This window comes from Acetanaerobacterium elongatum, from assembly GCF_900103835.1.
Classification (GTDB): domain Bacteria; phylum Bacillota; class Clostridia; order Oscillospirales; family Ruminococcaceae; genus Acetanaerobacterium; species Acetanaerobacterium elongatum.
The window spans coordinates 1-19,307 of record NZ_FNID01000019.1 but is presented as its reverse complement, the minus strand read 5'-3'; the positions used below and the strand labels follow the sequence as shown (position 1 = coordinate 19,307).

The 19,307-nt window shown below is 44.4% G+C and carries 20 protein-coding genes, 1 tRNA gene and 1 pseudogene; 4 read left to right on the top strand and 18 right to left on the bottom strand.

The window, feature by feature from the left end; genetic code table 11:
- Window positions 1-9 precede the first annotated feature (9 nt).
- The 3 genes from BLR50_RS08235 to BLR50_RS08225 all read left to right on the top strand — a co-directional run bounded on the left by BLR50_RS08235 (window position 10) and on the right by BLR50_RS08225 (window position 2,535).
- Window positions 10-873, top strand: a complete 864-nt coding sequence (locus BLR50_RS08235) for a DUF624 domain-containing protein (protein ID WP_162840370.1) — start codon at window positions 10-12, stop codon at window positions 871-873.
- 338 nt (window positions 874-1,211) lie between these two features.
- Complete coding sequence (locus BLR50_RS08230) at window positions 1,212-2,147, top strand: tyrosine recombinase XerC (RefSeq protein ID WP_242871719.1); 936 nt, start codon at window positions 1,212-1,214, stop codon at window positions 2,145-2,147.
- Window positions 2,148-2,256: 109 nt separating this feature from the next.
- Window positions 2,257-2,535, top strand: a complete 279-nt coding sequence (locus BLR50_RS08225) for an ArsR/SmtB family transcription factor (protein WP_092640469.1) — start codon at window positions 2,257-2,259, stop codon at window positions 2,533-2,535.
- Window positions 2,536-2,622: 87 nt separating this feature from the next.
- On the opposite strand, the gene BLR50_RS08220 is transcribed toward BLR50_RS08225, so the two are convergent.
- The 18 genes from BLR50_RS08220 to rplS form a co-directional block, all read right to left on the bottom strand.
- A tRNA-Val gene (locus BLR50_RS08220) sits at window positions 2,623-2,698 on the bottom strand.
- 64 nt (window positions 2,699-2,762) lie between these two features.
- Window positions 2,763-3,638, bottom strand: coding sequence for an Hsp33 family molecular chaperone HslO (gene hslO, locus BLR50_RS08215; protein WP_092640466.1), 876 nt, complete (start codon window positions 3,636-3,638; stop codon window positions 2,763-2,765).
- Between the two features lie 17 nt (window positions 3,639-3,655).
- Complete coding sequence (locus BLR50_RS08210) at window positions 3,656-4,402, bottom strand: class I SAM-dependent DNA methyltransferase (RefSeq protein ID WP_092640462.1); 747 nt, start codon at window positions 4,400-4,402, stop codon at window positions 3,656-3,658.
- On the bottom strand, window positions 4,399-4,695 hold the full coding sequence (locus tag BLR50_RS08205; RefSeq protein ID WP_092640459.1) for a YerC/YecD family TrpR-related protein: 297 nt from the start codon (window positions 4,693-4,695) through the stop codon (window positions 4,399-4,401). Before BLR50_RS08205 ends, BLR50_RS08210 begins: the two co-directional genes overlap by 4 nt.
- A gap of 209 nt (window positions 4,696-4,904) precedes the next feature.
- Complete coding sequence (yihA, locus tag BLR50_RS08200; protein WP_092640456.1) at window positions 4,905-5,498, bottom strand: ribosome biogenesis GTP-binding protein YihA/YsxC; 594 nt, start codon at window positions 5,496-5,498, stop codon at window positions 4,905-4,907.
- Between the two features lie 50 nt (window positions 5,499-5,548).
- A complete protein-coding gene (gene lon, locus BLR50_RS08195) occupies window positions 5,549-7,984 on the bottom strand; it encodes an endopeptidase La (protein WP_092640453.1) in 2,436 nt (811 codons plus the stop codon).
- A gap of 289 nt (window positions 7,985-8,273) precedes the next feature.
- Complete coding sequence (clpX, locus tag BLR50_RS08190) at window positions 8,274-9,584, bottom strand: ATP-dependent Clp protease ATP-binding subunit ClpX (protein WP_092640450.1); 1,311 nt, start codon at window positions 9,582-9,584, stop codon at window positions 8,274-8,276.
- Between the two features lie 155 nt (window positions 9,585-9,739).
- The gene (gene clpP / locus BLR50_RS08185) at window positions 9,740-10,321 is read right to left on the bottom strand and encodes an ATP-dependent Clp endopeptidase proteolytic subunit ClpP (protein WP_092640447.1); all 582 of its coding nucleotides are present in this window, start codon (window positions 10,319-10,321) and stop codon (window positions 9,740-9,742) included.
- 133 nt (window positions 10,322-10,454) lie between these two features.
- Window positions 10,455-11,828, bottom strand: coding sequence for a trigger factor (gene tig / locus BLR50_RS08180; RefSeq protein ID WP_092640444.1), 1,374 nt, complete (start codon window positions 11,826-11,828; stop codon window positions 10,455-10,457).
- A gap of 98 nt (window positions 11,829-11,926) precedes the next feature.
- Window positions 11,927-12,613, bottom strand: a complete 687-nt coding sequence (locus BLR50_RS08175; RefSeq protein ID WP_092640441.1) for a metallophosphoesterase — start codon at window positions 12,611-12,613, stop codon at window positions 11,927-11,929.
- A 43-nt stretch (window positions 12,614-12,656) separates the two neighbouring features.
- Window positions 12,657-14,153 (bottom strand): threonine synthase, encoded by a 1,497-nt coding sequence (thrC, locus tag BLR50_RS08170; protein ID WP_092640437.1) that lies wholly within the window; start codon window positions 14,151-14,153, stop codon window positions 12,657-12,659.
- Between the two features lie 50 nt (window positions 14,154-14,203).
- Window positions 14,204-15,130 carry a dipeptidase gene (locus BLR50_RS08165; protein WP_092640434.1) on the bottom strand — a complete coding sequence of 309 codons (927 nt, stop codon included), beginning with the start codon at window positions 15,128-15,130 and terminating at the stop codon, window positions 14,204-14,206.
- Window positions 15,131-15,177: 47 nt separating this feature from the next.
- Complete coding sequence (locus BLR50_RS08160; RefSeq protein ID WP_092640430.1) at window positions 15,178-15,543, bottom strand: YraN family protein; 366 nt, start codon at window positions 15,541-15,543, stop codon at window positions 15,178-15,180.
- A complete protein-coding gene (locus BLR50_RS08155) occupies window positions 15,536-16,150 on the bottom strand; it encodes a ribonuclease HII (protein ID WP_092640427.1) in 615 nt (204 codons plus the stop codon). The genes BLR50_RS08160 and BLR50_RS08155 overlap by 8 nt, the downstream gene beginning before the upstream one ends.
- Window positions 16,150-17,028 (bottom strand): ribosome biogenesis GTPase YlqF, encoded by an 879-nt coding sequence (gene ylqF, locus BLR50_RS08150; RefSeq protein ID WP_092640424.1) that lies wholly within the window; start codon window positions 17,026-17,028, stop codon window positions 16,150-16,152. Before ylqF ends, BLR50_RS08155 begins: the two co-directional genes overlap by 1 nt.
- A gap of 102 nt (window positions 17,029-17,130) precedes the next feature.
- The gene (lepB, locus tag BLR50_RS08145; RefSeq protein ID WP_092640421.1) at window positions 17,131-17,697 is read right to left on the bottom strand and encodes a signal peptidase I; all 567 of its coding nucleotides are present in this window, start codon (window positions 17,695-17,697) and stop codon (window positions 17,131-17,133) included.
- 55 nt (window positions 17,698-17,752) lie between these two features.
- Window positions 17,753-18,325 carry a signal peptidase I gene (gene lepB / locus BLR50_RS08140; RefSeq protein WP_092640418.1) on the bottom strand — a complete coding sequence of 191 codons (573 nt, stop codon included), beginning with the start codon at window positions 18,323-18,325 and terminating at the stop codon, window positions 17,753-17,755.
- 82 nt (window positions 18,326-18,407) lie between these two features.
- Window positions 18,408-18,752 (bottom strand): 50S ribosomal protein L19, encoded by a 345-nt coding sequence (rplS, locus tag BLR50_RS08135; RefSeq protein ID WP_092640415.1) that lies wholly within the window; start codon window positions 18,750-18,752, stop codon window positions 18,408-18,410.
- Window positions 18,753-19,069: 317 nt separating this feature from the next.
- Between rplS and BLR50_RS14580 the strand changes: the two are divergent.
- Window positions 19,070-19,307 (top strand): annotated as a pseudogene (locus BLR50_RS14580) (IS481 family transposase); the annotation flags it as partial.

The window sequence follows — 19,307 nt, the reverse complement described above, 5'->3', positions numbered from 1 at the left end:
TTGTAGATTTTGGGGTTTTTAGGTTTCGGTAACTACTCAAAACCAGGCAAGGGTGTTTCAAAGAACGCACCTGAGAAAAAGCGATTCTTTCTGTTTTTTGAATTGTTCTTCAGGAAGTTTTGGAAGCTTATTCAGGTAAACTTCCTGTTTGTTCTTGCGTTTGTCCCATTATTTTTAGTTGTTATTTTTATTTTCCCTTGGTTTGAGGGAGCCTTACTTAACAAGCTTCTGGCCGGAATTATCACCATAATAGCTGTAATACCAATCGGGCCGGCGACCACAGGGTTAACCTATGTTTTGCGTAACTATGCAAGGGAACAGCACGCATTTTTATTTTCGGATTTTAAGGATGCAGTAAAGGATAACTGGAAGCAATCGGTTCCAACCGGCATACTGCTTATTTTAATTGGTTTTCTTTTTTCTTTCACCATAAACTTCTATTACTTAAATATGGCTCAATCCATGATCTATACCGTTATGATGGGTATTACAATCGCCGTAGCATTACTTATACTGTTCGCGTCTTACTATGTTTATCTATTGATTATAACTGTTGATTTAAAGCTAACCCAGATTTATAAAAACGCGTTGATTCTAGCCATTTTAGGTCTTAAAACGAACCTGATTACGACCTTTTTTGTTGCTTTAATCGTAGTACCAACGTTCTTGTTTTATCCGATATCTTTGATTTTTATCATTGTCATTATTCCGGCGCTCGTTGGTTTTATCATTTGCTTTAACTCATTCCAATATATCAAGAAGTTTTGTATAGACCCGTATTATGATAAAATCAAGCAGGAAAGCCCGGAAGCCAAAGAGACCGCGGAGAACGTATCGCTGTTTTCTGATGAAACTCCGAATGATAAGATTTAAAACTAATAACTAAACAGATACCCGCAAGCGGCTTCAGGCAGCTGCTTGCGGGTTATTTATAAGTTAAGGAAAGCGTTCGATGGAAAGGGAATGCTATGTGGACTAATGTCTACAACCCCCTAACTTTTTACAGCGTATTTCACTAAATAAAAATTTAGCGAAATTAAGGGGGCAATCAAACCAAGTTCCAATAGCAGCAATACCAATCTTGCCAATAAAACTCAAACAGGTGTATAATGGATATAAACAAAGTTTTTAGACTATAATATTCGGAGTTTATTATGAACAATGCTATTTTATCGGATTGCCCGGTTCCGGTACGGGATTTTTTATTTTATATGGAGACCATCAAAGGACGTTCGCCGCGAACCGTTGAAGGTTATTACATTGATTTACGTACCTTTTTTCGATACATAAAACGCGCAAAAAATTTGGTTCCCCCTTCCCTTTCATTTGAAGAGATTTCCATCCGTGATGTAGATATGGCGCTGATATCGACGATCACGCTTTCAGACGTCTATGAATTTCTGCATTTTACTGCCAGCGATCGTTCGAATAACAGTGCTACTCGTGCCAGAAAGGTATCCAGCATTCGTGGTTTCTTTAATTACCTGACAGTAAAAGCGCACTTATTGGATGAAAACCCTGTTCGTGAGCTTGAGGTTCCCAGTTTAAAAAAGAGTATTCCAAAGTATCTAACCCTTGAAAACAGTATTGAGCTGTTAGCCAGTGCAGAGACTGAAGATGGCGACTATAAAGAGCGTGACTATTGCATGATTACCTTATTTTTAAACTGCGGTATGCGTCTTTCGGAGCTTGTAGGAATTAACCTGACGGATATACGGAACAATCAACTCAGACTATTAGGTAAAGGCAATAAGGAACGTATTGTTTATCTAAACGATGCCTGCATAGCCTCTATTGAAGCCTATAAAAAGTTACGACCAAATGATGTAACCGATAAAAACGCTTTATTTTTGTCCCGCAACGGTAAGCGTATCAGCCGCCGCCGTGTTCAGCAGATAGTGGAAAACCAACTGAAGGCAGTCGGGCTTGATCATAAGGGCTATTCCGTACATAAGCTTCGTCATACGGCCGCCACACTGATGTACCAATATGGTCATGTTGATATTAGAATGCTTAAAGAAATTCTGGGGCATGCAAACCTTGGCACCACCGAGATTTATACGCATATCTCCAACGAGCAGTTAGAGGCCGCAGCGCAGAAATCACCGCTTGCCAAGATTAAGCCAAGAAATAAAAAGGACGACTAACATTTCACATGGCACTAAAGGCTTAGCAGTTCTTGACAATATTGTTGGTTGGGTATAGTATAGATTATAATCAATGCATATCCTTAATATTACTGAAGGTGACATTCTTATGCCATATAAAGTTCTGGGAGCCACCCTGAAGGCGCTTTCCGACCCTAACCGGCTGAAAATTATTGATATTCTTTCTTACGGCGAGAAATGCGCAAACGATATTCTTAAGGAACTTGATATCACTCAGCCTACCCTTTCTCACCATATGAAGGTTTTGCAGGAGCTTAACTTGGTTGTTTGCCGTAAATCCGGCCTCTGGCGCTATTATTCGCTTAACCACGAAGAATGGGTTCGGGTGCATGAGGTGCTTAGTTACATTTATAACGAAAAAATATAGGTAATATCGCTTCTGGTAAAGTGTTATATGCTTTGCCAGTTTTCTTTATACAAAAACAAAACCCGAAGGTTTTACCCTCGGGTAATATGGTGGGAACAATAGGGATCGAACCTATGACCCTCTGCTTGTAAGGCAGATGCTCTCCCAGCTGAGCTATGCTCCCAAACCAATGTTGCAGACAACATAGTTTATTATACAGGTTCATAGCTTAACTGTCAATACTTTTTTTATTCACCATTCAGGATATTTTGAAGCTCAAGCTCATTGAATTGATAACGCTTATTGCAAAAGTGGCATACCACTTCAGCCTGTTTTTCTTTCTCAATGATATCGTTTAGCTCTTCGCGCCCGATGGCAGCGAGAGCTTTTTTATATTTTTCTTTACTGCAGCGGCAGATATAGTCAACTTCCATAATATCAAGTATCTGCGGATTAAAGCCTGCAAGCACAATTTCGCTGATGTCTTCTGGAGTTTTACCGTCCGCAATCATTTTTGTAACAGCATCTATTTTATTGATGTTGTTTTCAAGCTTGGTAATTGACTCATCATCCGCACCGGGCAACAGCTGCGCAATAAAGCCCCCGGCCGATTTTACGGTCAGATCTGGATTGACTAGAACGCCTAGGGCGCAGACAGTAGGCGTCTGCTCACTCACAGCAAAGTAGTTGGTAATATCCTCTGCAATTTCGCCGGATATAATCGGAACCTGTCCAACATAGGGCTCTTTTAGTCCGATATCCTTTATGACATAAAGGGTACCATTACTGCCCACGGCACCGGCAACATCCAGTTTCCCTTTGTTGTTCAACGGAATCTCTACAACGGAGTTTCCTACATAGCCTCGTACATTGCCTTTGCTGTCGGAAACCGCAATCACTGAACCGGCGGGGCCGTCACCGGCCACACGAAGCGTAAGAGAATCCTGTTCACCCTTTAACATCGCACCCATCATCGATGCCGCTGTCAGCAGTCGTCCAAGCGCTGCCGTTATTACAGCAGAGGTTTGGTGTATCTGCTCAGCCTTGTTTATAATATCGGTTGAATCAATTGCACAAACCATCACGCTGCCGTCTTCCGCGATAGCCCTAATTATCTTTCCCATATGGTATCTCCAATAAGCTATTTCTTTTTCGTAATATACACCGCTCTTTGGGTATTATCCTTTACAGAATCCATGGTATCCCCTTCAAAGCAGGCCATAATTCTTAAGCCTGCATTATCAAGCATTTCTGCAAGCTCTTCATGCGAATAGGCCCGTTCTTCAAAGGCTTCCTCCTGCCTGTAATAGGCGCCGCTTTCCGTATCATACTCAAAAAAGTCAAGCTCTATACGCGTAGTGGCGCTTTCAGGCGAAAAGGTATTCTGCCAAACACAGTAGACATTTTCGTAATCATAAACAAACGTATTGTTGGCAAGAATAACCTGTTGCTTATATAGTGTGTTCACATCAAAGATGAAAACACCCTCAGGATCTAAAAACAACGAAACTCGTGAAAATCCTTTTTGAAGCACATTCTTCGCGGTAATGTGGTTAATGCTGTCCAGTGCGCAGACGCAGGCATCTATTGTGCCGTAAAGGTCTAAGCCTTGCATCGTCTGGCGGATATATTGTATCCCCAATTCCGGCGAAGTGTTTCCCATTGCACAGCCCAGCATCTCGTATGAACTGTCAATGCCGATGACATCATACCCCTTTTTCGCAAACTCCCTTGAGAGACTGCCGGTACCGCATGCCAAATCAAGCAACAGCTTACCGCCGTTGCCGAATTTTTGTATCAGTTTATTAAAATAATCCGCACGAGCCGGATAATCTACATTCTGTGTAAGGGTATCGTAATACTTTGCAAATGCGTTATAGGAGCTCATTTCTCGGCTTCACTCAGCCTTTTAAAGATGATGCTGTACCCGTCACAGCCATAGTTTAAGGAACGATTAACACGGCTGATAGTAGCGGTGCTGGCTCCGGTTTCGTTGACAATATCACTGTATACGTGATGTTCGCTCAGCATTTTAGCTACCTGCAGCCGTTGTGATAATGCCTTCAGCTCGGGAACAGTACATAAATCCTCAAAAAAATTATAGCTTTCCTCCAGCGTTTCCAACGCTAAAATCGCTTTAAACAGATATTCAATATTAGGGTCCTTTAGCTTGTTGTTCATCGTGTTTACCATTCCTTTCAGATTACGTCGTTAATTTGAATGTAAGGATTAAATCTATATAAATATTAGTTTCCTCTAGGGTTAATTTTAACACATTGAATTATGAAAGTAAATGAGAAACTGGTCATAATCATTTAAAATGGGGCTTTTTGAGCAAAACAATCAACCGCCTTGCTGCCTGCAAAACGGTTGATTGTTCACTTATTGAATTACTCCTGTTCGCTTGTAACGTCTTCGATTATTCCGCGCAGTTCCTGCACACCTTCCCCTGTAACAGATGAAAAGGGCAGCATGGTAATCTGCTCGGCATAGGGAATCTCGTGAGCTAAACCGCTGAGGCGTTCTTTGCGCTCAGTGCTGTTGAGCTTATCGCTCTTTGTTAGCACCACTATAAAGGGCAGCTCATTCTCAACCAGCGTTTCGATCATATTCAGGTCTTCTTTTGAAGGCTCGTGACGCATATCAATAAGCTGTAAAACCAGTACAAGGTTTCTTCCCTGCTCAAAATAGCCGCCAATGAGTTCGTTCCACCGCTGTTTTTCACCCTTGGCAACCTTGGCATAGCCATAGCCGGGCAAATCTACCAGCCGAACGTTATTCGAGAGCCTATAGAAATTGATGGTAGCCGTTTTACCCGGCATGGAGCTAACCCTTGCGAGCGATTTACGGTTTAAAAGCTTGTTAATCAGTGAAGACTTTCCCACATTGGAGCGGCCCGAAATTGCTATTTCCAGCTGAGCCGTTTCAGGCAGCTGCGAAAACAGGCCATAGGAAGCCTCAAAAACAGCGTTGTTAAAGTTCATTGGATACTCCTATTCAAAATTAAATGTCAAACACAATAAATGCGTTACTTTTATTGTGTTATCACGGCGGTATCCAGCGCAGGCTTAATGTTTCTGTCTACACCGCTATGTATAAGAGGCTCCTTGAGTAATTGATCCGGCTCTGTGGCAAACAGCAAAGCAGTTTTTAAAACAGTATCCGCGTCGTCTGCAAACACAAAGTTCAGGTTCTTTTTAACCGTTTCATCAATCTCTTCAATATCCGGCTTGTTTTCCTCTGGTACAATGACGGTTTTAACACCTGCACGATAAGCCGCCATCGTTTTTTCTTTTAGCCCGCCGATCGGCAGTACCCTGCCGCGCAATGTAATCTCGCCTGTCATGGCAACCTCACGGCGAACCGGTACACCTGTTAGTGCGGATACAAGTGCCGTAGTCATGGTAACGCCTGCAGACGGCCCATCTTTGGGAACGGCTCCTTCCGGCGCATGAATGTGAATATCGCAGTCTTTATAGAAGTCAGGGTCAATCTTCAGCTTTTCGGCCTTGCTGCGGATATAGCTGATGGCAATATTGGCCGACTCCTTCATTACATCGCCAAGTGAACCTGTTAGCTGTATCTTCCCATTTCCTTTTACGACATTCACTTCAATCATCATGATTTCGCCACCGACACTCGTCCATGCTAGGCCGGTTACAACGCCAACCTCATTCTTTTTCAGCATACTGTCGGGGCGATACTTATGAACGCCAAGGTATTCGGTGATATTGGCATCGGTAAAGACTATTTTAGACTCATTGTTTTCAACAATCTTTTTTGCGGCCTTGCGACAGAGTGCGGCTATCGCGCGTTCCAGCTTGCGCACACCGGCCTCACGGGTATAATAATCAATCAACGCATAGATGGCAGAGTCTGAAATCTTCACCTGTTTAGCTGTAAGGCCATTTCGCTTTACTTGCTTTACTACAAGGTGATTCTTGGCAATATGGAACTTCTCCTCACGGGTGTAGCTTGAAAGATCAATGATCTCCATACGGTCAAGGAGCGGTTCGGGAATATCTCCGAGGTTGTTTGCGGTAGTAATAAACAAAATGTCGCTGATATCAAACTCCAGCTCTATGTAATGATCCCTGAAGGTTTTGTTCTGCTCTGCATCCAGAACCTCAAGCAGCGCCGATGCAGGGTCACCGCGGAAGTCGTGCCCGAGCTTATCAACCTCATCCAGCAGGATCATGGCATTCTTGCTGCCTGCTTTAATCACTGCATCGATAATTCTACCGGGCATTGCACCGATATAGGTTTTTCTGTGCCCGCGAATGTCAGATTCATCTCTAACACCGCCAAGAGAGATTCTGGCGTACTTTCTGCCAAGCGCCGCCGCAACCGAGCGTGCAATAGATGTTTTACCCACACCCGGAGGACCTACCAGGCAGATAATCTGTCCCTTAATTTCAGGAGCAAGCTTGCGTACAGCCAGGATTTCAAGGATACGTTCCTTTACACGGGTAAGCCCGTAGTGATCCTTATCCAGAAGCTTTTTAGCTTTTTCTATATCTATCTTATCTTTGGTCACCTTATTCCAAGGCAGGTCAAGGCAGGTATCCAAGTAGGTTCTGATAACGGTGGCTTCCTGAGAGTTAAACGGCATTTTAAACAGCCGCTCTGCCTCTTTCATCAGCTTTTCTTCGGTGCCCTTAGACAGATGCAGCTTTTCTATGCGGGAAAAATACTCCATGGCTTCATCCTGAAGATTTTCCCCTTCGCCCAGTTCGCTGGAGATTACCTTCATTTGCTCGCGCAGGAAGTACTCCCGCTGGTTTTTATCAACCTGCTGCTTCACCTTGTCGTAAAGGTCTTTTTCAATCGAAAGAACGCTGTTCTCGTTCTCCAGTATTTTTACCAAGAGCTCCAGCCGCTTAATCGGGCTGCTTTCTTCAAGAATGCTCTGCTTATCCTGTGTTTTGAGCATCAGGTTGCCGGCAATATACTCGCAGAGATAGCCCGGATCGTCGCTTGCCATTACATTAAGCATGTAGTCCTTGGGCATCTGCGGGGTAAGATAGGCGTATTCCTCAAACAGATCCTTTATGGTTCTCACCAGCGCTTCGGCCGTATCCCGCTGAGCCTTGGTATGTATTGCCTTTAACGGCATCTCTTCTACCGAAGCGGTCATAAACGGGTTTTCCTGCAAGATGTCCAGCAGTCTGGCGCGATAAAGTCCTTCCACCAGTACCCTTAAGCTGTCACCGGGCATCTTCAGAATCTGACGTACCTCAGCCACAACACCAACGGTATATAAATCATAATCCTTCGGCTCATCCTCGCGGATGTCCTTCTGGGCTACAAGAAAAATCAGCTGGTTGCTACCCATCGCTTCATTTAGCGCAAGGACTGATTTTTTTCTGCCAACATCAAAATGCAGAACCATGTTTGGATACACGACCAAGCCCCTTAATGCCAGCATAGGGAGCTTTGCAGCTCGGTTTTGTACGGTCTGTTCCTCCATATAGGTTCCCTCCAAGCTCGGTTTATCCCGAGTTTCTGTTCTCATATACTAATAATTTATTGTGTCTTAACCGAGATTTACATTTGCAATTCTTAACCCATTATATAAAAAAAAGCGCTTTATTTCAACAAATTTATATCAACAAATACTATTAATATTATTAACACATTTCGGCTTTACAGCATAATAATCTTTGGGTTAGTTTCTATGATAGATGCCAATACTGATAAAATATGGATGATAATATTATAGAAAAGCCAACACTAAAACAGTGTTGGCTTAACAGGTTTTAGCTGACTGAACTCTTTCTGGGTTTCGTACGTTTTGTAGTGAGCAGCAGGTTTGCCGCCCGCTTTTCGGGGTTTCTCAGCAGCAACGGTTTGTCGCTTCCGGTAATACATTCCCCTGTAATCCGTACAGTTTCAACCGTATGATCGCTGGGCACCTGAAACATGATATCAGAAAGTACATTCTCTATAATCGAACGCAAACCACGCGCACCGGTTTTAAGCTCTATGGTTTTGTGCGCGATAGCCTTTAAAGCACTTTCCTCAAATTCAAGCTTTACCCCATCCATTTCAAACAACTTAATATACTGCTTGAGCAGGGCATTCTTTGGCTCCTTTAGAATGCTTACCAGCATATCCTCATCCAGATTTTGTAGCACAGTAATTACCGGCAGACGACCTACCAGTTCCGGAATCAGCCCGAACTTTACAAGGTCGTGCGGGGTAACCTGAGCCATCAGCTCGGCTGCAACATCCTCACGCTTTTCCTTTAGCTTTGCGTTAAACCCTAAGGAACCGCTGCCAACACGTTTTTCAATCAGCTTTTCAATGCCGTCAAACGCGCCGCCACAGATGAATAGAATATTAGCCGTGTTGATTTGAATAAACTCCTGTTGCGGGTGCTTGCGCCCTCCCTGCGGGGGAACATTGGATAAGGTACCTTCCAAGATCTTCAGCAATGCCTGCTGAACTCCTTCCCCGCTTACATCACGGGTAATGGAGGTGTTTTCAGATTTTCTGGTAATCTTATCGATCTCATCGATATAGATAATGCCTCGCTCAGCCTTTTCAATATCATAGTCAGCCGCCTGAATTAGACGCAGAAGGATATTTTCAACATCCTCGCCAACATAGCCTGCCTCCGTGAGTGTAGTGGCGTCGGCAATGGCAAACGGTACGTTAAGAATCTTGGCAAGGGTTTGAGCCAGCATCGTTTTGCCTACGCCGGTAGGCCCAAGCAGCAAGACGTTGCTTTTTTGCAGCTCTACGTCGTTGTTGCCGCGGTAATAAATACGCTTGTAATGATTATAAACCGCAACCGAAAGAGTTATCTTTGCCCTTTCCTGCCCAATAACATATTCGTCCAACGTGGCCTTCATCTCAGAAGGCGTGGGGATAGTAATGGAGTATTCATCCCGCTGTTTGTTCAGCCTTGAGGAAGGCATCGGTGTGCTGTCAGAGAGAATACTCATGCACAGTTCCACACATTCATTGCAGATATAAACCCCCGAGCCCGCGATAATGCGGTCTACTTCGCTTTGCTGCTTGCCGCAGAACGAGCATCGTATGGGTTTGTTTTCATCCTTTGGCATAGTGTTCTTCCATTCCGCCGCTGCGTGCCGGCATTTCTTTTGGCAACATTCTTGTCACACACAGCTAAAACTGACAAGATATTCATTTTCGCCTAATTTACAATAGAAGCGCGAAAAACGAAGCCATAAGGAGGCTTCGTTTTTTTAAGACGCGGCTATCTGCTAGTTATAACCTTATCAACCAAACCGTATTTTACGGCTTCTTCGGCAGTCATAAAGTTATCGCGCTCGGTATCCCTTTCAACCACCTCAAAGGGTTGGCCGGTCTGCTCCGAAAGAAGCCTATTCAGTTTTTCCTTAATGCGGATAATTCTATCCACATGAATCTTGATATCGGTAGCTTGGCCCTGCGAACCGCCGGAAGGCTGATGAATCATGATTTCACTGTTAGGCAACGCAAAGCGTTTGCCCTTAGTACCCGATGAGAGCAGAAATGCGCCCATCGAGGCCGCCATACCAACGCAGATAGTAGAAACGTCGCATTTAATATACTGCATGGTATCGTAAATCGCCATACCGGAAGTAATGGAGCCGCCGGGGCTGTTAATGTAAAAGTTGATATCCTTATCCGGGTCTTGCCCTTCAAGATAAAGCAGCTGTGCCACAATCAGGCTTGCGGTTGTATCATTTACTTCATCAGAAAGCATTACAATACGATCGTTTAAAAGCCTTGAAAAAATATCGTAAGAGCGCTCGCCGCGATTGGTTTGCTCTATGACCATTGGTACTAAACTCATAATTTCAACACCTTTCCCAATACGTTACATCTTATGTGTTCCATAAAAAACCAGATACAACATACATGAAGCTTTCAAGGCCGCATTGAACATAATATCCTCATTATGAGGCTGTTTTGAACGGTTTATACCACTATTCAGCGTCTTTTTGAGCCTCTGCTTTTTTTGTTGTTTTTCTTGCAGTTACCTTTTTAGGGGCCGTAGCGGCCTCCGCGCTATCCTCTGCCTTCTCGGTAATCTCGGCACTGTTGCGTACAAGATCAATAGCCTTAGTAACTACCAAATCTTTTACGAGTTCCTGCGCGGGGATTACAGCCTTTACCTGCTCCAGATCTATCTTATACCCTTCGGCAATCTTGGCGTATTCAGCGTTAATATCCTGTTCAGACACCTCAAGCTTCTCTATCTCGGCAATCTTCTCAAGAGCCAGACGAATCTTTACCTGACGCTGTGCCTGCTCAGCAAAGGTCTTTCTAAAGGTAGAAAGCTCGCTGCCGGTATATTTTAAGTAGGTATCAAGGTTAAGCCCCTGCCCCTCAAGACGATGCTCGAAATCATGCACCATCTCGTCGATGCGGCGCTCATACATAACCTCGGGAATCTCGCCCTCCATGGAGGCAATAATCTGGTCGATGAGTGCATTCTCTACATCGTCGTTTGCATGGGCATCCTTGTGCTCCTGAATCTTCTTCTGGATATCAGCCTTCAAATCAGCAAGGGTGTCAAAATCGCTTATATCCTTGGCAAACTCGTCATCAAGCTCAGGCAGTTCGGTTTTGGTGATCTCGTGCAGCTTCACCTTGAATACAGCGGGCTTACCCTTTAGGTCTTCCGCATGGTATTCCTCGGGGAAGTTAACGTTTACATCAAATTCTTCACCAATCTTATGCCCAACAATCTGGTCTTCAAATCCAGGAATAAACTGGTTGGAGCCTAATACCAGTGTATACTTCTCGCCTTTACCGCCGTTAAAAGCTACACCGTCGGTAAAGCCTTCAAAATCTATAACAGTAGAGTCACCAAGCTTTGCAGGTTCATCCTCTACATTGATGATGCGGGCATTTCTCTCCTGCATCTTTTTCAGTTCTGCACCGATTTCTTCCTCAGAAACGGTTGGAATCACCTTTTCAGCCTTTAAGCCCTTATAATCATTTACCTTAACCTCAGGCTTTACAAAAACGGTTGCCTTAAAGGTAAAGCCGTTTTCATCTACAGACAGTACTTCGATATCAGCACGATCTACGGGCTCAATCTTCGCTTCTTTTACAGCGGCGTCATACGCGGAAGGATATAAATCGTTAATAGCATCCTCCCAGAATACACCCTTACCATACATCTTCTCGATCATCTTTCTGGGGGCCTTGCCCTTGCGGAAGCCGGGAACCTGTATTTTACCCGAGTTCTTATGAAACGCCTTAGCTACGGCATCCTCAAACTCTGTGCCGGTAACGGCGATCTCAAGCTCGTATTTGTTGGTTTCAATCTCTTTGGAGGCATTTAACTGCATAGTTAACAATCCTTTCGTGACTTGGATATTAAAACTGTAATAATACTATATCCGTACAATTATAGCATAACATACAGAATTAATCTACTGTTTTTTCCTTATTGAATACGAAGCGGTATAAAACGAAGTGCGTCGGCTGATATAAGGGTGAATTGAATACCCTCTGCCATACCATTCAAGGCAAACTGGCAGGCACTTCCGTGTATATGACCATAATAACATCTGGTTATGTTGAATTCGTTTAGAATCTGTAAAATTTCTTCACAGCGTTCTTTGCCTAAAATAGGCGGATAATGCAAAAAACATAGGATAGGAAAACCAGTTTTCGCCCCTTGTTCAAGCGACATCCGCAGCCTGCCTGCCTCGCGCAGAATTACCTTTTGGTCTGCAGGCTCGGTTCCGTCGTATACCCAACCTCTGGTTCCGCATAGGCAATACCCCTCTGCCGTAATACAGTTATTATGGAGTATGGAAATGCTTTCAATACCATTCGAGCTTAAAAAGGTGTTCATTTTGGAAAGCGTCGTCCAAAAGTAATCATGATTGCCTTTTAGTATTACCTTTTTTCCCGGAAGCGCATCCAGAAACCTAAAATCCGCAAGTGCACCGTTTAGGTCCATGGCCCATGAGATATCCCCCGGCACTACCACCGTATCCTGTGGCCTCACCAGCGCTTCCCAGCCGGCTTGCAAGCGGCTTACATAGTTTTCCCACCCCGGAAAAACGTCCATCGGCTTACTGCCGCTTAACGATAAATGCAGGTCAGCTATTGCATACAGGGCCACGGCGCACCTCCGGTATATCGGGCTTGCGGCCCTGTCTTATTGGTCAAATGCCAAGATAATCATAAACGACCTTCTGCATCGTTGTTTTATCACATACACCGTTAAACCGTACTGCTTTTTCATCAAGGCCGCCCAAGGGTTTGGGCATTGCGGTTTTGGTAAGCTGAGACAGCCTGTGCGAGATTACAAACTCATTATCCTCTCCGCTCTTGCCTTCAATCGCCTCGGCAACGCTCTTGGGGAACTTATAGGGGTTAGCGGTAGAGGCGATCACCGTTTTAGTGTTATCCCCCGTAGCCTTTACATAATCGTTATACACTTTTACGGCAACTGCTGTATGAGTATCACAAAGGTAGGAGTATTTCTCGAACAGTTCCTTGATAGTAGCCTGTGTCATCGCATCATCACAACAGCCGCCTACAAACTGCTCTTTTAAAAGCTGAAGCATCTCGGAACGCACGGTGTATTTCCCCTCGTTTTTGAGGGCTGACATACATTCGGAGATATAACGATCATCACATCCTGAAAGATCATAAAGAAGACGTTCCAGATTGCTGGATATCAGGATATCCATCGAAGGCGACATGGTGGTGTAGAATTTACGGTTGGTATCGTAGACGCCTGTATTGATAAAATCTGTAAGTATATTGTTGGCGTTAGAGGCACAGATAAACTTCTTTACCGGAAGCCCCATCTTCTTGGCGTAATATGCCGCAAGGATGTTGCCGAAATTACCGGTAGGCACAACAATATTCATCTCGTCGCCTAGTGTAATCTCTTTATCGTTTACGAGGTCACAGTAGGCGCTGATATAGTAGATAATCTGCGGAAGCAGCCTGCCCCAGTTAATGGAGTTTGCACTAGAGAACACAAGGTTATGCGCTTCAAGCTCCTTGGTGATTTCGAGATTTGTGAATATCTCCTTCACCCCGCGCTGGCAGTCATCAAAGTTGCCTTTTACGGCGCAAACAAATACATTGCCGCCTTCCTGCGTAGTCATCTGCAGCTTCTGCATGGCGCTTACACCGTCCTGCGGGTAAAACACCACAATACGGGTGCCCTTTACATCCTTAAAACCTTCAAGCGCCGCCTTACCCGTATCACCGGAGGTAGCCACCAGAATAACAATCTCTTTTCCGGCAATGGTTTTCTTCGCCGAATAGGTAAGCAGGTATGGCAAAAGCTGAAGCGCCATATCCTTAAACGCGCAGGTAGGGCCATGCCACAGCTCAAGCATATAGAAACCTGTGTCCCCGATTTTGCTGAGCGGCGCGGGCATACCGTTTTCAAACTTTTCGCCGCCATAAGCTCCGTTTGCACATTCCTTAATTTCATCTAACGTAAAATCGGTCAGATACTTAAGAAGTATGCACTCGGCACGTTCGATATAGCTCATATCGCATAGCGCCTTAATGTCATTTAAGGTGATTGACGGAATCTCCCCCGGCACAAATAAACCGCCGTCTTTTGATATCCCCTGTGCGATGGCCTGTGCAGAGGTAACTCTAAGCGAGGAATCCCTAGTGCTTTTATAATCCATATTTATAACCGTACCTTTCCAGGATGAGTAGATGTATCTATCTTATCACATTAATCAAAATTTTTCATCGCAAAATCATAAGCGTTTTTAAACATAATCTTGTTAGCTAGCTCAAAACCATACCCGCGTTTGAGCATCTCTTCATAAAGCGCATCAACCATCGAGATATTTTTTAGCTGTGCCGGTGGCTCCGCACCGTCAAAATCAGAACCGATACACAGGCTGTTCTCACCGCCGAGCTTTAAGAAATGCTCGATGTGCTTGATAATATCGTTTAAGCCTGCATTCTTGCTGTTGTTTAAAAACAGGTTATAGAAGTTAATGCCTACGATACCGCCTGTTTGCAGGATCGCCTGAAACTGATCGTCGGTAAGATTTCGGGGGTGGTTACAAACCGCGCGGGAATTGGAATGAGTGGCAATGATAGGCTTGCAGGTGAGGTTTAAAATATCATAAAACCCCTTATCGGCGATATGTGAAACGTCAATCGTAATGTTCACGCGGTTAAATTCACGTACTGCACTTCGGCCGGTCATAGAAAGAGAGTTATTGTTGCTGATGCCGCTGCCGAGCTCATTCTGCCCGTTCCATGTATAGGAGAATATCTTTACACCGTCTTTTTTCAGTTCCTGAATACGTGCAAGGTCACCTGCAAGTATTGAGCCGTTTTCCACAGTCAGGATTGCAGCACATTTGTTCTCTTTAATGGCCTCGGCAATATCATCCTTCTTCTTGCAGAATACCATCTTTTCGTTATTCTGCAGGGATTGCTCAGTTAAAATCTCAATCTGCTTTTTATAGTTCTGATAAGCTGCCTCGCCCTTTAAAAAGTCGGGTGTCCAAACCGCAAAGCACTGGCACCAAGCTTCGAGCTTTTCAGCCTTTTGCATGCTGACGGCGGTTTTACCGTCGGATAATGCGGTATTGTTTTTCTGTATCTCTGAAAGAGTATCGCAATGCAGGTCGAAATAATTCATAACTTCCCCCAATTTGCCTGTCTTAATATATGAAAGGCATAGTTTATCTATAGAACAGAATCAAACGCGTTGATGATATGGTCACATGAAAGAACCGAAAAGGGCTCGTTAGCCTTAGTAACTATTTCTATTACATCAAACCTTGGCTGTAATGTTGAAGGGTGTTCCTGCAGATAGCACAGCGCAGTTTTCGTAATCTTCCTCATCTTCGCAATATCTACGGCTTCTCTGGGTGAATAAGCGCAGCGGCTGTTGCGGGTTTTCACCTCAACAAATACAATAAATTCATCCTTACTGGCGATAATATCAACCTCTCCATAGCGGGAGCTGTAGTTCCGGGCAAGGGTATTATATCCGTTATTTTTCAGATATTCGGCAGCATAACCTTCGCCCTTATTGCCTGTTTCACGCATGACTTTTCTCCGAAAGGTTCTTTAAAAAGCTTTTACGGTGTACGGGGGAAACACCGTACCGTATAAGCATCTCATAGTGCAGTTCCGTCGGGTAGCCCTTATGCTGCCCAAAGCAGTATTGCGGATATTGCTTATCCAGTTCATACAGTAATCGATCCCGCGAAACCTTAGCAAGAATGGAGGCTGCGGCAATGCACGCAGATTTTGCGTCACCCTTCACAACACATTCAGCGGGTGAAGGCAGCGGCGGCATACGATTGCCGTCTACTAATATACAACCCGGCAGTGAACCCAGCTGATCAACCGCACGGCGCATTGCCAGAAAGGTTGCCTGCAGAATATTATATTCGTCGATTTCCGCTTCGGTAGCATAGGCGATACCATACGCTACAGCGGTATTGATAATCTGATCATATAAAAACTCACGCTTACTCTCGGTAAGCTTTTTAGAATCGTTTAGGCCGTCAATTACAACGCCCCTTGGCAAAATAACCGCTGCTGCAAACACTGGGCCTGCTAGCGGTCCGCGGCCAGCCTCATCCACTCCACACAGAAGCCCCACGCCGTTTTCATAATAAGCTGCATCAAACCCAAACAGGTCATTCATCACTTTTCTGCCTCCGTTTTAGGTGGGCGTTCAAGTGTTATACGGCCGATTTTTCCACTTCGGAATTCATCTAAAACGGTTATGGCGGCTCGTTCGGTGTTTACCTCCCCGCCCGAAACCAACATGCCACGTTTTCTGCCCACAAGCTCAAGCAGGTCGGCATCCTCCATGCCCTGTGTATCCCCCACCTTATATCGGGCATCCAACAGGTCATGAAAATCGTTGTTAAGTCTGCCAAGCAAGCGCATAGCAAGGTGCTCGATATCTATTACATCGTCCTTTACGGCACCTGTAAACGCCAGAAACTCTCCCACCTGACGGTCGTCAAACTTTGGCCATAGAACACCGGGCATATCCAAAAGCTCGATACCGCCCTCCAAGCTTACCCACTGTCTTCCGCGGGTAACACCGGGGCGGTCTTCCACCTTTGCACGTTTTGAACCCGCGAGCCGATTAATCAGGGACGACTTTCCTACATTGGGTATCCCCACAATCATCATGCGGATAGGCCTACCCGCCATCCCCTTCTTTTCCCAGCGCAGCAGCTCCTCACTTAATACCTCCTTGACGGTTGGCAGAAATGCTTTCAAGCCGTTACCACTGCGGCAATCGGCTGCAAGTGAAGGAATTCCCTTGGAAGCAAAATAGGTGCACCACTGGCGGGTGATGTTGCCGTCGGCCATATCGTTCTTGTTAAGAACAACCATTCTCGGCTTACCCTTGGTAAGCCTGTCTATCTCGGGGTTTCGGCTGCTGGCCGGTATTCTGGCGTCCAGCAGTTCTACTACAATATCTACCAGTGAAAGGCTTTGCTGCATCAGCCTTCTGGTTTTGGCCATATGGCCGGGAAACCATTGTATTGATGGTGTTTCGGTCATTGTTATGACCATTCCTTTCTCATAAAAGCGACTCCGCGCAAATCTATAGCAGACTATCCACTATCTTACATATTACTTACAGAATGCTGAAAACGCAGATTATTATTGCAGAGTTCCAAACCTGTTGACGGGCAGTATTCGGAAGATTACTTTACCAAAGATATAACGAGTATCGATCATGCCAACCTCTTTATAGCGGCTGTCTAAAGAAACATCTCGGTTATCACCCATAACAAAAACACAACCCTTGGGTACTGTTATAGGGTAGTCCACGTCACCCTTTACGGTAGTTCTGTTTTTAATGTATTTTTCGGTCAGAAGTTTACCGTCGACGTAAACCTCTCCCTTATCAAAGTTAATATCAACAGACTGTCCCTCGGTGGCAATTACTCGCTTAACTAGGGGCACCTTGAGATTTATCGGTTGAGTGATTGCTACAATATCACCGTATTGGGGTGTAAAATAGTTAAAGGTTATCAACCGCTCTTCTTTAATCAATGTATTTTCCATGGAAGGGCCTGTTACTCCTACCACGCGGACAATAAAGGTAAAAAGAATAACCACAAATACAAAACACCAAATGAGTGTTTCAGTCCATTCATACACCGACTTAACCGGATTAAACTTCTCCTCACCGCCCGGCGTAACTACTTCCTGTGCAGTTTCCATGCTATCTGCTTCTTTCACTTAATTTTAAACTTATATAGTCCTGTAATGAAACAGGTTAAAATACGCTCATTCTGTTAATTGGGAATAATCTAAAGATTATTTTGCCGAAGATAAACCGATTATCAACCATACCAACCTCTGAAAAGCGGCTATCAGTTGAATTGTTTCTGTTGTCACCCATTACGAATACCTGCCCTTTAGGTACGGTTACGGGGAATATCACGTCACCTTTTACTGCCGTACGCTCCTTTATGTAATCTTCCTTTAGCAATTTGCCGTCAACAATTACATCACCGTTCTCAAAATTGATATCAACTGTCTGGCCTTCGGTGGCAATCACACGTTTAACTAGAGGTTTATCCAAGCCCTGCGTATGTGCAATTGCGACAATATCGCCATCCTGAGGCGTAAACCAGTTGAAGGCTACCAACATCTCGGCATCATGAAGTGTGTTATCCATGGAATGGCCGCTTACCTGCACCACTCTTACGATGAACGTAAACAACAGTACAATAAAAAGTAACGACCAGATAATCATCTCCGCATATTCATACACAGATTTTATCAGGCTAGTTTTTCCCGTATTTTCAGTGTCTGGTATTTTATTCTCTAACACTTCCTGCTGCATAAAGGGCCTCTTTCTGCATGGTAGTTTTTAACATGATTGAGGCAATAGCAAAAAAGGGACATTTAAGTCCCTTTTTAAAAGCTTATTGAATCTGTTGCTTAACCTTAGCGGCCTTACCAACCTTATCACGCAGGTAGTAGAGCTTCGCTCTGCGAACCTTACCGTGTCTGATAACTTCAACTTTATCAACGTTCGGTGAGTGAATGGGGAACACTCTCTCTACACCAACACCGTAAGAAACACGGCGCACGGTAAAGGTTTCGGCAATGCCGCCATGCTTACGGGCAACTACAGTACCTTCAAAAGCCTGAATTCTGTGCCTTTCGCCTTCTACAATCTTTACATGAACACGAACGGTATCACCGATATTAATCTCGGGCATCTCGCTCTTTAGTTGCTCTGCAGCAAACTGCTTAAGGGCATCCATAGGTAAATCCTCCTTAAATTATCAGACATTCATTCCCGTTACAGCAATAACGGCAGAGGACTGTCAGCTTTAATGTCACAGCTCAAGAAGCCGGGCATCAAACCCCACCGGACACACCTGCCCGGAGGAACACTAAATGCCTATATATATTAACATGGAATTACATCAAATGCAAGTGGTTTAAGTGTATTTTTCAGTAAGAAATTGTAGGACTACAATACATATTGGACAGTAGATAAAAAAAGATGAAAGATGAGGAGAAATCGGTTATTGTTGAGTTACCACACCTAACAAGCCGAAAGGAGACCTCATCTCTCATGAACAGCATAACACAAGACATGAAGTACAGACAATCCCTAATGAAGTATGTGGAGAAATATGGCGTGAGCCGAGCCAGCCGGAAATATAACAAAAGCCGATCGTATATCTATTTTTGGAAAAAGCGATATGATGGAACGGTAGAATCTCTAGGCTGCCAATCACGAAGGCCACACAGTCATCCAAATCAGCATACCAAAGAAGAGCTCGACCTGATAGGTCGCATGCGCAGAAGGA

What these genes read in the sequence shown, in the direction of transcription:
- lon (WP_092640453.1), bottom strand. Translation starts at nt 7,984, where the DNA reads ATGGAGGAACAGACCGTACAAAACCGAGCTGCAAAGCTCCCTATGCTG.
- clpX (WP_092640450.1), bottom strand. Translation starts at nt 9,584, where the DNA reads ATGCCAAAGGATGAAAACAAACCCATACGATGCTCGTTCTGCGGCAAG.
- lepB (WP_092640421.1), bottom strand. Translation starts at nt 17,697, where the DNA reads ATGGAAACTGCACAGGAAGTAGTTACGCCGGGCGGTGAGGAGAAGTTT.
- BLR50_RS08210 (WP_092640462.1), bottom strand. Translation starts at nt 4,402, where the DNA reads ATGAGCTCCTATAACGCATTTGCAAAGTATTACGATACCCTTACACAG.
- clpP (WP_092640447.1), bottom strand. Translation starts at nt 10,321, where the DNA reads ATGAGTTTAGTACCAATGGTCATAGAGCAAACCAATCGCGGCGAGCGC.
- BLR50_RS08155 (WP_092640427.1), bottom strand. Translation starts at nt 16,150, where the DNA reads ATGAATGACCTGTTTGGGTTTGATGCAGCTTATTATGAAAACGGCGTG.
- BLR50_RS08230 (WP_242871719.1), top strand. Translation starts at nt 1,212, where the DNA reads ATGGAGACCATCAAAGGACGTTCGCCGCGAACCGTTGAAGGTTATTAC.
- ylqF (WP_092640424.1), bottom strand. Translation starts at nt 17,028, where the DNA reads ATGACCGAAACACCATCAATACAATGGTTTCCCGGCCATATGGCCAAA.
- rplS (WP_092640415.1), bottom strand. Translation starts at nt 18,752, where the DNA reads ATGGATGCCCTTAAGCAGTTTGCTGCAGAGCAACTAAAGAGCGAGATG.
- BLR50_RS08165 (WP_092640434.1), bottom strand. Translation starts at nt 15,130, where the DNA reads ATGAATTATTTCGACCTGCATTGCGATACTCTTTCAGAGATACAGAAA.
- BLR50_RS08205 (WP_092640459.1), bottom strand. Translation starts at nt 4,695, where the DNA reads ATGAACAACAAGCTAAAGGACCCTAATATTGAATATCTGTTTAAAGCG.
- thrC (WP_092640437.1), bottom strand. Translation starts at nt 14,153, where the DNA reads ATGGATTATAAAAGCACTAGGGATTCCTCGCTTAGAGTTACCTCTGCA.
- yihA (WP_092640456.1), bottom strand. Translation starts at nt 5,498, where the DNA reads ATGAACTTTAACAACGCTGTTTTTGAGGCTTCCTATGGCCTGTTTTCG.
- tig (WP_092640444.1), bottom strand. Translation starts at nt 11,828, where the DNA reads ATGCAGTTAAATGCCTCCAAAGAGATTGAAACCAACAAATACGAGCTT.
- BLR50_RS08160 (WP_092640430.1), bottom strand. Translation starts at nt 15,543, where the DNA reads ATGCGTGAAACAGGCAATAAGGGCGAAGGTTATGCTGCCGAATATCTG.
- lepB (WP_092640418.1), bottom strand. Translation starts at nt 18,325, where the DNA reads ATGCAGCAGGAAGTGTTAGAGAATAAAATACCAGACACTGAAAATACG.
- BLR50_RS08225 (WP_092640469.1), top strand. Translation starts at nt 2,257, where the DNA reads ATGCCATATAAAGTTCTGGGAGCCACCCTGAAGGCGCTTTCCGACCCT.
- hslO (WP_092640466.1), bottom strand. Translation starts at nt 3,638, where the DNA reads ATGGGAAAGATAATTAGGGCTATCGCGGAAGACGGCAGCGTGATGGTT.